Genomic DNA, 13,052 nt, shown 5'->3' with positions numbered 1-13,052 from the left:
GACGGGCGACGGATGCAAATGCCCGGCGCGGCGGGCGTTCAGGATCAGGCGGGGGAAGCGCGCGGGTTGGCCGGCGGCCAGACGTATCGGGGCGGCACCGGCTCGCGCGTGGCGGGCGGGCGGAAACGCGCCTGGCGTCGCCGTTGCAAGCGCCAGGACCAGATCACCCCGAGCGCGACGAACAGCACCAGAGCGCTGCACATCGGGCAGCTCATCGGCAACTGGGGATTGACCGGTGCCGGATCGCCGGCGGACCCGTCGTCGGGATCCAGGGATAGCCATTGGCTGGCACCGGCGACGCAGAACAGCCCGACGCTGGCCTTCTGCCCCTTGTCGCTGCCCACTCCCAGCGCCTGCAGGTGCAGGACGCCGCAAGCCAGCGCGTTGACCAGCACGCAGGCACAGAGGGCGAAGCTCAGCCACTGCAGCAGCGGCGAGCGGGAGTTGGGAGCGATTCTCATGACCGCGCACTCTAGCATCCTGACCCGCAAATTCCCCGCGCTTCTGCGCTGCGGTGCATCGCCGCAGCCCGAGGACACGACGCACGGCGACGAGCGGCGTATCAGGGGTGACTTGGGAGTTTCATGTGGCGCCGCTATAATCGCCCGCTCAGGCGGCCCTTCGGGTCGCTCCCGCCTTCCGTTCGAGGGGCGCTGCAGCAGGCCTAGGCCTGTCAGGCTCGAACGGAGCGCGCTCTCAGGCCGGCCTCGCCGGTCTGTCAACGCACCAACGGCGCCCATTCGCAGACAACGAATGGAGAGTTACGCATGAGCGCTGTCATGACGCCCGCCGGTTTCACCGACTACAAGGTCGCCGACATCACCCTGGCCGCCTGGGGCCGCCGCGAGCTGATCATCGCCGAATCGGAAATGCCCGCACTGATGGGCCTGCGCCGCAAGTATGCCGGCCAGCAGCCGCTGAAAGGCGCGAAGATCCTCGGTTGCATCCACATGACCATCCAGACCGGCGTGCTGATCGAGACCCTGGTCGCGCTGGGCGCCGAAGTCCGCTGGTCGAGCTGCAACATCTTCTCCACCCAGGACCAGGCCGCCGCCGCCATCGCCGCCGCCGGCATCCCGATATTCGCCTGGAAGGGCGAGACCGAGGAAGAGTACGAATGGTGCATCGAGCAGACCATCCTTAAGGACGGCCAGCCGTGGGACGCCAACATGGTGCTGGACGACGGCGGTGACCTGACCGAGATCCTGCACAAGAAATACCCGCAGATGCTCGAGCGCATCCACGGCATCACCGAAGAGACCACCACCGGGGTCCACCGCCTGCTCGACATGCTCAAGAACGGCACCCTGAAAGTCCCGGCGATCAACGTCAACGACTCGGTGACCAAGAGCAAGAACGACAACAAGTACGGCTGCCGCCATAGCCTCAACGACGCCATCAAGCGCGGCACCGACCACCTGCTGTCGGGCAAGCAGGCCCTGGTGATCGGCTACGGCGACGTGGGCAAGGGCTCCTCGCAGTCGCTGCGCCAGGAAGGCATGATCGTCAAGGTCGCGGAAGTCGACCCGATCTGCGCCATGCAGGCCTGCATGGACGGCTTCGAAGTCGTCTCGCCGTACAAGAACGGCATCAACGACGGCACCGAGGCCAGCATCGACGCCGCGCTGCTGGGCAAGATCGACCTGATCGTCACCACCACCGGCAACGTCAACGTCTGCGACGCCAACATGCTCAAGGCGCTGAAGAAGCGCGCGGTGGTCTGCAACATCGGCCACTTCGACAACGAGATCGACACCGCCTTCATGCGCAAGAACTGGGCCTGGGAAGAGGTCAAGCCGCAGGTGCACAAGATCCACCGCACCGGCAAGGACGGTTTCGACGCGCACAACGACGACTACCTGATCCTTCTCGCTGAGGGCCGCCTGGTCAACCTGGGCAACGCCACCGGCCATCCGAGCCGGATCATGGACGGTTCCTTCGCCAACCAGGTGCTGGCGCAGATCCACCTGTTCGAGCAGAAGTACGCCGACCTGCCGGCCGCCGAGAAGGCCAAGCGCCTGAGCGTCGAAGTGCTGCCGAAGAAGCTCGACGAGGAAGTGGCCCTGGAGATGGTCAAGGGCTTCGGCGGCGTGGTCACCCAGCTGACCCCGAAACAGGCCGAGTACATCGGCGTGAGCGTGGAAGGCCCGTTCAAGCCGGACACCTATCGCTACTAAGCGGACCACGGGGCAGGCGCCATGCGCCTGCCCCGTTCGCATGAGCGCTCCCACGATGTCCACGCACCTCGCCGATCGCTACAACCAGGCCTGGCTGTTCGCCGCCCGCGCCCACCGCAACCAGACCCTCAGCGGCTCGCCGCTGCCTTATCTGGTGCACCTGGGCATGGTCGCCAACGAGCTGCTGGCCGCCGATCGCGACGGTGCCATCGAACGGCTCGGGGAAACCCTGCAGATCGCGGTCCTGCACGACACCCTGGAAGACACCGCGACCTCACCCGAGGAGCTGCGGCAACAGTTCGGCGAGTTCGTCTGTGCCGGCGTGCAGGCCCTGAGCAAGCGCGTGGGCGACGGCCCCAAGCGTTCCCTCGACGACTATCTCCAGGCGCTTGCCGAGGGCCCGGCGCAGTACGCCCTGGTCAAACTGTGCGACCGCATCACCAACCTGCAGCCACCGCCGCAGACCTGGAACCAGGACAAGATCGCGAACTACCACCAGGAGTCGCAGCTGATCCTCGCTCGCCTCGGCCATGCCCACGCCGCGACGGCCCGACGCCTGCGGGAAAAAATCGAGCACTACCGCCAGTACTACTGAAGTACCCGGCGCTAGTCGGAATCAACAAGAAGAGGCGCGGCCGTGGTCGCGTCCAAGGAACCGATCATGAGTCAGAGCGAACGCCGTTTCAGCTTCGAGTTCTTCCCGGCGAAGACCGAGGCCGGCCATGAAAAGCTGTTGGCCACCGCCCGCAACCTGGCGGGCTACAAGCCCGACTTCTTCTCCTGCACCTACGGCGCCGGCGGATCCACCCGCGACCGCACGTTGAGTACCGTGCTGCAACTGGACGGCGAGGTGAAGGTGCCGACCGCGCCCCACCTGTCCTGTGTCGGCGACTCGAAAGCCGAGTTGCGCGAACTGCTCGGCCGCTACCGCGAGGCCGGCATCCGCCGCATCGTCGCCCTGCGCGGCGACCTGCCGTCGGGCATGGGCATGGCCAGCGGCGAACTGCGCTACGCCAACGAACTGGTGGACTTCATCCGCACCGAGACCGGCGACCACTTCCACATCGAGGTCGCCGCCTATCCGGAAGTCCACCCCCAGGCGCGCAGCTTCGAGGATGACCTGGCGAACTTCGTGCGCAAGGTGAAGGCCGGCGCCAGCAGCGCCATCACCCAGTACTTCTTCAACGCCGATGCCTATTTCTACTTCGTCGAGCGGGTCGCCAAGCTCGGCGTGGACATCCCGGTGGTCCCCGGCATCATGCCGATCACCAACTACTCCAAGCTGGCGCGCTTCTCCGACGCCTGCGGCGCCGAACTGCCGCGCTGGATCCGCAAGCAACTGGAAGCCTACGGCGACGACAGCCGCAGCATCCAGGCCTTCGGTGAGCAGGTCATCAGCGAGATGTGCGAACGCCTGCTGGAGGGCGGCGCACCGGGACTGCATTTCTATACTTTGAACCAGGCCGATCCGAGCCTGGCGATCTGGAAGAATCTCCAGCTGCCACGCTGATACCGCCCACGCGGTTCGGCCCGGCAGCGTATACCGGCAGGGAAGCCTCTCACGCGATCCACGACAGACATGGCCAACTCACGCAAGCATCTGATCTACCTGGTCTACGGGCGACAGACCTACCACCAGGAAGCCCTGTTCAGCATCGCCAGCGCCTTCGCCCACCTCCGCGACGGGGCGGCGCATGGCCTGACGGTCAGGGTCTATACCGACGACCCCAGTCCCTACGCCGGCCTGCCGGTGCAGGTCCGCGAAGTGACGGCCGAGGAGTTGGTCGCCTGGTGCCAACCGCACGGCTATCACTTCCGCGCCAAGCACGTGGCCCTGCGCGACGCCCTGGAAGACGCCGACCAGGCATTGCTGATCGACACCGATACCTTCTTCCACAGTTCGCCCCTGCGCCTGTTCGACCGCATCCAGCCCGGCAGCCTGCTGTGCAACGCGATCGGCGCGCGCTATGGCGAACACCGTAACTTCCCGCTCTACCGCGACCTCTCGCCCTACCTGTTCGAGCGCGGCTGGGCCGACGACGAGATGCACCAGCTCAACTCCGGCGTCATCGGCCTGCCTCGGGAAGAGGCGAAAATACTCGACCGTTCGTTGGAATTAATGGATGAACTCTATCCAATTGCCAACGGTGCCTATACTCTTGAGGAATTCGTCCTGGCCGTCGCCGCCCACAAGCGGCTGGAGCTGGTGGGTTGTACCGACCTGATCCACCATTACTGGAGCCGGAAACAGCTGTTCCGCGCGAAGATCCAGGCCTGGTTGTGCAAGCACGGTTCCTCCCTTCTCAGCGCTGCAGCCCTCGACGACACCCTCAAGGTGACCGATCGACTGCCACGCCCACCGCGTGCCAAGCGTCTGCTGTACAAGCTGGGAACCCTGCCGTTGCCGGCTCCGATGCGCCAGTTCAGTATCGAACTGCTCTACGGTTGCCACGAATACAGTAACGAGTTCGACCGGGCCTGCGGCCCCGTCTGGTGGGAGAAAGCCGCGACCAATGCCATCGAACGCTATCCGCAGGAACCGATTGCGGAACAAATCGAGGATTGGCTGAATCACAGCTTGCTGCGCAACCTCCTTGGCTCCCGGGCCAACGAGATCCGCCAGCATTTGCGCCAGCGTGACCTGCTCTGACCGCAGCCCTCCGTTGACGCTGCCCCCGGCCCCCCCACCCAGGGCCGGGAGCGAACCGGCCAGCGCCCCCGACCAGGTGCGCGGCCATGCCCGCGAGGGCACCCGTTCGACACCGGCCACCGAGCGCATACGCAGCGCCGCGGCCAGACCTTCCGCCCTGGCCGACAGGGCCCGAAGGTAGACAGGAGTTCGCAGAACTTGGTGATTTCACAGCAGCCGGCCTCGCCCCGGCCCATATAGGAAAACCCGCATGTCCTTTTCTTCCCTCGGACTCTCCGAGGCGCTTGCCCGCGCTGTGGAGGCTGCGGGCTACAGCCAGCCCACTCCCGTGCAACAGCGGGCGATTCCCGCCGTGTTGCAAGGTCGCGACCTGATGGTTGCGGCACAGACCGGCACCGGCAAGACCGGTGGTTTCGCCCTGCCGGTACTGGAGCGCCTGTTCCCCGCCGGTCATCCCGACCGCGAACACCGCCACGGCCCGCGCCAGGCGCGCGTGCTGGTACTGACCCCGACCCGTGAGCTGGCCGCCCAGGTGCATGACAGCTTCAAGGTCTACGCCCGCGACCTGCCGCTGAACAGCACCTGCATCTTCGGCGGGGTTGGCATGAACCCGCAGATCCAGGCCCTGGCCAAGGGCGTCGACGTACTCGTCGCCTGCCCCGGCCGCCTGCTCGACCTGGCCGGGCAGAACAAGGTCGACCTGTCCCACGTGGAAATCCTCGTCCTCGACGAAGCCGACCGCATGCTCGACATGGGCTTCATCCACGATGTGAAGAAGGTTCTCGCCAAGCTGCCGCCCAAGCGCCAGAACCTGCTGTTCTCGGCTACCTTCTCGAAAGACATCGTCGACCTCGCCAACAAGCTCCTGCACAACCCGGAACGCATCGAGGTAACGCCGCCGAACACCACGGTCGAGCGCATCGAGCAACGCGTGTTCCGCCTGCCGGCGCCGCAGAAGCGCGCCCTGCTGGCGCACCTGGTGACCGTCGGCGCCTGGGAACAGGTGCTGGTCTTCACCCGTACCAAGCACGGCGCCAACCGTCTCGCCGAGTACCTGACCAAGCACGGCCTGCCGGCCGCCGCGATCCATGGCAACAAGAGCCAGAACGCGCGGACCAAGGCGCTGGCCGACTTCAAGGCCAACGACGTGCGCATCCTGGTGGCGACCGACATCGCCGCCCGCGGCCTGGATATCGACCAGTTGCCCCATGTGGTCAACTACGAACTGCCCAACGTCGAGGAAGACTACGTCCACCGCATCGGCCGTACCGGCCGAGCCGGACGCAGCGGCGAGGCGATCTCGCTGGTGGCGCCGGACGAAGAGAAGCTGCTCAAGGCCATCGAGAAGATGACCAGACAGCGTATTCCCGATGGCGATGCCCAGGGTTTCGACCCCGAGGCCGTGCTGCCCGAGGTGGCCCAGCCGGAGCCCCGCGAAGCGCCGCAGAAGCAGCCGCGCCGCGACAAGGAACGGCGCAGCAGCCGCGAGCGCAAGCCGAAAGACGCCCAGGCGAGCAACCCCGACAGCAATGTCGCTGCGGCCCAGGACGGTACCGAGAAGCCGGCCGGCAAGCGCCGCCGTCGCGGTGGCAAGAACAAGGAAAACCGCGAGGCCGGCCAAGCGCAGCAGCCGCGGCAGAGCCGCGAAGCGCGTCCGGCCAAGCCCAATCGGCCGCCGGAAGTCGACGGTAATCGCGATCCGGAAGAGTTCCTCGACGACGACTTCGACAATTTCGGCAACCGCGCCGACTACGTCAGCCCCTACCAGGGCCAGGAAAACAAGGGACGCGGACGCCGCGGTGGCCAGCAGAAACCCCAGGGCGGTACCGGCCAGCAGGGTCGTGGCCAAGGCCAGGGCCAAGCTCGCGGCAAGAGCCAGGGCGCCGCTCAAGGCGGCGCTCGCGGTCAGGGTGCCGGCCAGGGCAAGGCGAAGAAACCGCGCGCCAGCAAGCCGCGCGGCCAGGGTCGCGAGAATGCCTCGCGGATGAGCGACGCGCCGCTGCGCGAGCCGTCCGAGTACGGCACCGGCAAGCAGCCGAGCCGCCAGCCGGTGGTGATCAACAAGCGCGACCTGGTGCGCATGGATCGCTTCCCCACCGCCGAGCAGCTCGACGAGCTGGAGCCGCGGCGCAAGGGCGAGCGCCCCGCACTGCTGACCCGCAACCGCTAAGGCCGAGCGGGTCCGTGACGCGGACCCGCCGACTTCCGCGAGGATAAAAAAACGCCGACCCTAGGGTCGGCGTTCTTGCATGGCGCGGAAGGCGATCAGGCCTGCGGATCTTCCTTCTTCGCGGTCTGCTGCTGGGTCACGGTCTGCTGGTTCCAGCCGCCGCCGAGGGCCTTGTACAGGTTGACCTCGCTGGTCAGCTGGTTGAGGCGGTCGGTGATCAGTTGCTGCTGCGCGGTGAACAGCGAGCGTTGCGCGTCGAGCAGGGTCAGGTAGTTGTCCACCCCCGTGCGGTAGCGCTTGTCGGCGAGCTGGTAGTACTCGTCGCTGGCCTTGACCAGATCGCGCTGTGCCTGCAACTGCTCGGTGAAGGTACCGCGCGCGGCCAGACCGTCGGCGACTTCCTGGAAGGCGGTCTGGATCGCCTTCTCGTACTGCGCGACGTTGATGTCCTTCTGGATCTTCGCGTAGTCCAGGCTGGCGCGCAGGCTGCCGGCGGTGAAGATCGGCAGGTTGATCGACGGCTGGAACAACCAGGAGCCCGAACCGGCGTCGAACAGGCCGGACAGCTGGCGGCTCATGGTGCCGGCGTTGGCGGTCAGGCTGATGCTCGGGAAGAACGCCGCGCGCGCGGCGCCGATGCTGGCGTTGGCGGCCATGAGCTGGTGCTCGGCCTCGAGGATGTCCGGGCGCCGTTGCAGCAGGTCCGACGGCAGACCCGCCGGCACTTCGGTCAGCAGGGTCTGGTCCAGGCCCAGGCCTTGCGGCAGGTTCGCCGGGATCCCGGAGCCCAGCAGCAGGACCAGCGCATTCTGGTCCTGGGCTACCAGGCGGGTGTACTGCGCCAGGGTCGCGCGGGCGCCTTCCACGGCGGTCTGCGCCTGGCGCAGGTCGAGCGCGGAGGCGACGCCGACGTCGTAGCTGCGCTGGGTCAGGTCGAAACTCTTCTGGTAGGTGCCCAGGGTGTCCTTGGTCAGTTGCAACTGCGCCTGGTCGGCCTTCAGCGTCAGGTAGGCGGTCGCCACGCTGGCCACCAGGGTGGTCTGCGCGCTGCGCTGCGCCTGTTCGGTCGCCAGGTACTGCTCCAGGGCCTGGTCGCGCAGGCTGCGCAGGCGGCCGAAGAGATCGAGTTCCCAGGCGGTAGTGCCCAGGGTCACCCCGTACTGGCTGGAAATCGCCGGACTGCCGGTGGTCGACAGGTCGCCCGGCAAACGCTGGCGGGTGCCGCTACCATCCACGCCGATCCGCGGGAACAGGTCGGCCCGCTGGATGCGGTACTGCGCCCGGAAGGCCTCGACGTTCAACGCGGCGACCCGCAGGTCGCGGTTGTTTTCCAGCGCCACGCCGATCAGTTGCTGCAACTGCGGGTCGCGGAAGAACTCGCGCCAGCCGATGTCGGCGGCCGGAACGGCCGCCGCGCCGGTGTTCTGCCCGTAGGCCTGCCCTTGCGGGTAGGCCGCGGCTACCGGCGCCTCGGGGCGCTGGTAGTCGGGAATCAGCGAGCAGCCGGACAGAACGACAGCGGCTACCGCCAGGGAAAGGAAGGACCTTTTCATATCATTGCCCCTTTTCGGCCTCAGCCTGCTGCTTGGACGCCTCGTCCTTGAACAGCGTGCTGACCGCCACGTAGAACAGCGGTACCCAGAAGATCGCCAGGACGGTCGCAGTGACCATGCCGCCGATCACGCCGGTACCGATCGCATGCTGGCTGCCCGAGCCGGCGCCGGTGGAGATCGCCAGCGGAACCACACCGAGGATGAACGCCAGGGAGGTCATCACGATCGGCCGCAGACGCATGCGGCAGGCCTCGATGGCCGCCTCGACGATGTCCTTGCCCTGCTCGTGCAGCTCCTTGGCGAACTCCACGATGAGAATGGCGTTCTTCGCCGACAGGCCGATGGTCGTCAACAGGCCCACCTGGAAGAACACGTCGTTGGACAGGCCGCGCATGGACGTCGCCAGCAGCGCGCCGATCACGCCCAACGGCACCACCAGCATCACCGAGAACGGAATCGACCAGCTTTCGTACAGGGCCGCCAGGCAGAGGAACACCACCAGCAGCGACAGCGCATACAGCGCCGGCGCCTGCGAGCCGGACAAGCGCTCCTCGTAGGACAGGCCGGTCCAGGAGTAGCCAACGCCTTTCGGCAATTGCTTGACGATCTCCTCGACCGCCGCCATGGCGTCACCGGAACTCAGGCCGGGCGCCGGCTCGCCGAGGATCTCCATCGCCGGCACGCCATTGTAGCGCTCCAGCTTCGGCGAACCGTATTCCCACTTGCCGGTGGCGAAGGCGTTGAACGGCACCATCTCGCCCTTGTCGTTGCGCACGTACCACTTGCTCAGGTCGTCCGGGTTCATCCGCGCGTCCGGCCTGCCCTGCAGGTAGACCCGCTTGACCCGGCCACGGTCGATGAAGTCGTTGACGTAGCTGGAACCCCAGGCGATGGACACGGTGCTGTTGATGTCGGCGAGGGACACGCCGAGGGCGCTGGCCTTCTCGTCGTCGATCTCCAGCTTGTACTGCGGTTCGTCGCTCATGCCGTTGGGGCGCACGCGTTGCAGCGCCGGGTTCTGCGCGGCGAGCATGAGGAACTTGTTGCGCGCCTGGAGCAGGACCTCGTGGCCGACGCCCGCCTGGTCCTGGAGGAACAGGTCGAAGCCGGTGGCGTTACCCAGTTCCAGTACCGACGGCGGCGCGAAGGCGAACACCATCGCGTCCTTGAAGCTGAAGAAGTGCATCTGCGCGCGCTTGGCCAGCTCGAACACGCTGTTCTCACCACCGGGACGCTCTTCCCAGGGCTTGAGCATGATGAACGCCATGCCCGAACTCTGGCCGCGGCCGGCGAAGTTGAAGCCGGTCACGGTGAACACCGAGCTGACCGAAGAGCTTTCCTTCTCCAGCAGGTATTCGCGCATCGAGTCCACCACCACCTGGGTACGCTCGGCGCTGGAGCCCGGCGGGGTCTGTACCTGGGCGAACAGTACGCCCTGGTCCTCGTCGGGGAGGAACGCGGTGGGAATGCGGGTGAACATCCAGATCATCCCGGCCACGATCACCACGTAGATCAGCAGGTACGGCGCGCGATGCTTGAGGATCGACGCCACGCCCCGCTCGTAGCCGTGGGTGGTGGAAAGGAACATCCGGTTGAACCAGCCGAAGAAGCCGCCCTTGTGCTCGCCATGGTCGCCTTTCTCGATCGGCTTGAGCATGGTCGCGCAGAGCGCCGGGGTGAGGATCAGCGCCACGATCACCGAGAGGGCCATGGCCGACACGATGGTGATGGAGAACTGCCGGTAGATCACCCCGGTGGAGCCGCCGAAGAACGCCATCGGCAGGAATACCGCCGAGAGCACCATGGCGATACCGACCAGCGCGCCCTGGATCTGGCCCATGGACTTGCGCGCCGCCTCCCTTGGCGACAGGCCTTCCTCGGCCATCACCCGCTCGACGTTCTCCACCACCACGATGGCGTCGTCCACCAGCAAGCCGATGGCCAGCACCATGCCGAACATGGTCAGGGTGTTGATCGAGAAGCCGAACGCGGCGAGCACGCCGAAGGTCCCCAGCAGCACCACCGGTACGGCGATGGTCGGGATCAGCGTGGCGCGGAAGTTCTGCAGGAACAGGTACATCACCAGGAACACGAGGAGGATCGCCTCGCCGAGGGTCTTCACTACCTCATGGATCGAGGCCGAGACCACCGGGGTGGTGTCGTACGGGTAGACCACCTTCATGCCCTGCGGCATGAACGGTTCCAGGTTGGCGATGGTCTGGCGGATCGCCTTAGCGGTATCCAGCGCGTTGGCGCCGGTGGCCAGCTTGATCGCGATACCGGACGCCGGGCTGCCGTTGAACTGCGCGTTGATGCTGTAGTCCTGGCCGCCCAGGCCTACATCGGCGACGTCCTTCAGGCGCACCTGGGAACCGTCGGGATTGACCTTGAGCAGGATGTTCTCGAATTGCTCCGCGGTCTGCAGGCGGGTCTTGCCGATGATGGTGGCGTTGAGCTGCTGGCCCTTGACCGCCGGCAAGCCGCCGAGCTGGCCGGAGGAAATCTGCACGTTCTGCGCCTGGATCGCGCTGCTCACGTCGCCGGGGGTCAGCTGGTAGCTGTTCAGCTTGGCCGGGTCGAGCCAGATGCGCATCGAGTACTGCGAGCCGAACACCTGGAAGTCACCGACGCCCTTGGTCCGCGAGAGCGGGTCCTGGATGTTGGAAACGATGTAGTTCGACAGGTCTTCCTTGGTCATGCTGCCGTCGGTGGAAACCACACCGACCACCATGAGGAAGTTCTTCACCGCCTTGGTCACCCGGATCCCCTGGCGCTGCACTTCCTGCGGCAGCAGCGGGGTGGCCAGTTGCAGCTTGTTCTGCACCTGGACCTGGGCGATGTCGGGGTCGGTGCCCTGTTCGAAGGTCACGGTGATGGTCATGCTGCCGTCGGAGTTACTCTCCGAGGAGATGTAGCGCAGATTGTCGATCCCGTTCATCTGCTGCTCGATCACCTGGACCACGGTGTCCTGCACCGTCTCGGCCGAGGCGCCCGGGTAGCTCACCTGCACGGCGATGGCCGGCGGGGCGATGGCCGGGTACTGGTTGACCGGCAGACTGAGGATCGACAGGCCGCCCGCGAGCATGATCACCAAGGCGATCACCCACGCGAAAATGGGCCTATCAATGAAAAACTTCGACATTACGAATCCCCTTGATCAGCCCTTGCTGTCGGTTTTCGCCGGAGCGGCGTCGGCCTTCTGCGCGGACGCGACATTCTTCGCCGGCACGGTCTTCACCTCGACACCCGGCTGCACGAACTGCAGGCCTTCGGTAATGATCTTGTCGCCGGCGTTCAGGCCTTCGGTGACCAGCCACTTGTCGCCGATCACCCGGTCGGCCTTGATCACCCGCAGCTCGACCTTGTTCTGCGCGTTCACCACCAGCGCGGTAGCCTGGCCCTTGAGGTCGCGGGTCACGCCTTGCTGCGGAGCGAGGATGGCCTTCTGCTTGACGCCTTCCTGCAACTGCGCGTGAACGAACATGCCGGGCAGCAGCTCGTTGTTCGGGTTGGGGAACACGGCGCGGATGGTGACCGAGCCGGTGCCTTCGTCGACGGAAACCTCGGAGAATTCGAGGCGGCCTTCCAGCGGGTATTGGCTACCGTCCTCCAGCTTCAGGGAGACCTTCGCAGCGTTGTCGCCGGCGCGCTCCAACTGGCCGCTGGCCAGTTCGCGGCGCAGGCGCAGCAGGGCGGTGGACGGCTGGGTGACGTCGACGTAGATCGGGTCGAGCTGTTGCACGGTGGCCATCGCGTTGGCCTGGCCGTTGGTCACCAGGGCGCCTTCGGTCACCGCGGAACGGCCGATGCGGCCGGAGATCGGCGACAGCACCTTGGTGTAGCGCAGGTTGATCCGCGCCTGTTCCACCGCCGCCTTGGACTGCAGGTAGGCGGCATTGGCGTCGGCGTACTGCTGCTTGCTCACGGCCTGGTCGGCGACCAGCAGCTTGTAGCGCTGGGCCTGCTCCTGGGTCGAGGCCAGGTTGGCCTGGGCGCTCTGGTAGTCGGCCTCGTAGGTGGCGGGGTCGATCTGGTAGAGCTGCTGCCCGGCCTTGACGTCGCTGCCTTCCTTGAACAGGCGCTTGAGGATGATGCCGTTCACCTGGGGACGCACCTCGGCGATGCGGAACGCATTGGTCCGGCCCGGCAGCTCAGTATTCAGGGTCACCGTCTGCGCTTCCAGGGTCACGATTCCGACCTCCGGCGTTTGCGCCGGCGGCGGCGCCTCGCTTTTTCCGCACCCGGAAAGGGCCGAAATCGCGACCAGCAGGGCCGGAACCAGTACACGCATGGCTGGCGTTCGTTGCATAGCGTTGTCCTCATGAGCGAAAGCGGCCGATGCAGCGTGAAGGCGCTGCACCGGCTCGAAGAAGGCAGGCAAAATACTTACATTCATAGGTGTTTGTAAACGTCCGAAAGCCTCGCGTGAAAACACCTGAAACGTTTTAGCTCGATGGCCGGTTATCCACCCGGCGCCATGGCCCATATTCAGAACCTGAAAC

9 protein-coding genes and 1 riboswitch are annotated in these 13,052 nt (G+C 66.1%); of the genes, 5 read left to right on the top strand and 4 right to left on the bottom strand.

All coding sequences use genetic code 11. The features are described from left to right. Nucleotides 1-44: 44 nt before the first annotated feature. Entirely contained in the window at nucleotides 45-461 is a 417-nt protein-coding gene (locus VQ065_RS02515; protein ID WP_003084647.1) for a DUF2946 domain-containing protein, read from the bottom strand. A 178-nt stretch (nucleotides 462-639) separates the two neighbouring features. Further along, nucleotides 640-745, top strand: a riboswitch (S-adenosyl-L-homocysteine riboswitch). A gap of 22 nt (nucleotides 746-767) precedes the next feature. Between VQ065_RS02515 and ahcY the strand changes: the two genes are divergently transcribed. The 5 genes from ahcY (at nucleotide 768) to VQ065_RS02490 (ending at nucleotide 6,997) form a co-directional block, all read left to right on the top strand. After that, nucleotides 768-2,177, top strand: a complete 1,410-nt coding sequence (ahcY, locus tag VQ065_RS02510; protein WP_003084643.1) for an adenosylhomocysteinase — start codon at nucleotides 768-770, stop codon at nucleotides 2,175-2,177. A 40-nt stretch (nucleotides 2,178-2,217) separates the two neighbouring features. Further along, nucleotides 2,218-2,772, top strand: a complete 555-nt coding sequence (locus tag VQ065_RS02505; RefSeq protein ID WP_003118822.1) for an HD domain-containing protein — start codon at nucleotides 2,218-2,220, stop codon at nucleotides 2,770-2,772. A 66-nt stretch (nucleotides 2,773-2,838) separates the two neighbouring features. Then, the gene (metF, locus tag VQ065_RS02500; protein ID WP_003084639.1) at nucleotides 2,839-3,687 is read left to right on the top strand and encodes a methylenetetrahydrofolate reductase [NAD(P)H]; all 849 of its coding nucleotides are present in this window, start codon (nucleotides 2,839-2,841) and stop codon (nucleotides 3,685-3,687) included. Nucleotides 3,688-3,756: 69 nt separating this feature from the next. Beyond that, nucleotides 3,757-4,827, top strand: a complete 1,071-nt coding sequence (locus VQ065_RS02495) for a hypothetical protein (protein WP_003084637.1) — start codon at nucleotides 3,757-3,759, stop codon at nucleotides 4,825-4,827. Between the two features lie 250 nt (nucleotides 4,828-5,077). Then, entirely contained in the window at nucleotides 5,078-6,997 is a 1,920-nt protein-coding gene (locus tag VQ065_RS02490) for a DEAD/DEAH box helicase (protein WP_003084635.1), read from the top strand. Between the two features lie 95 nt (nucleotides 6,998-7,092). On the opposite strand, the gene oprM is transcribed toward VQ065_RS02490, so the two are convergent. From oprM to mexA, 3 genes are read right to left on the bottom strand one after another with little or no spacing between them, the layout of a single operon-like run. Continuing rightward, nucleotides 7,093-8,550 (bottom strand): multidrug efflux RND transporter outer membrane channel subunit OprM, encoded by a 1,458-nt coding sequence (gene oprM, locus VQ065_RS02485; RefSeq protein WP_003084633.1) that lies wholly within the window; start codon nucleotides 8,548-8,550, stop codon nucleotides 7,093-7,095. A gap of 1 nt (nucleotide 8,551) precedes the next feature. After that, nucleotides 8,552-11,692 carry a multidrug efflux RND transporter permease subunit MexB gene (mexB, locus tag VQ065_RS02480; RefSeq protein WP_003084631.1) on the bottom strand — a complete coding sequence of 1,047 codons (3,141 nt, stop codon included), beginning with the start codon at nucleotides 11,690-11,692 and terminating at the stop codon, nucleotides 8,552-8,554. Nucleotides 11,693-11,707: 15 nt separating this feature from the next. After that, complete coding sequence (gene mexA / locus VQ065_RS02475; RefSeq protein ID WP_003118819.1) at nucleotides 11,708-12,859, bottom strand: multidrug efflux RND transporter periplasmic adaptor subunit MexA; 1,152 nt, start codon at nucleotides 12,857-12,859, stop codon at nucleotides 11,708-11,710. Nucleotides 12,860-13,052: the final 193 nt, after the last annotated feature.

It is taken from the genome of Pseudomonas sp. KBN10P06128 (assembly GCF_037574945.1).
GTDB classification, from domain to species: Bacteria; Pseudomonadota; Gammaproteobacteria; order Pseudomonadales; family Pseudomonadaceae; genus Pseudomonas; species Pseudomonas aeruginosa.
The sequence above is the reverse complement of the archived record's forward strand: the minus strand, read 5'-3'. Positions and strand labels throughout refer to the sequence as shown.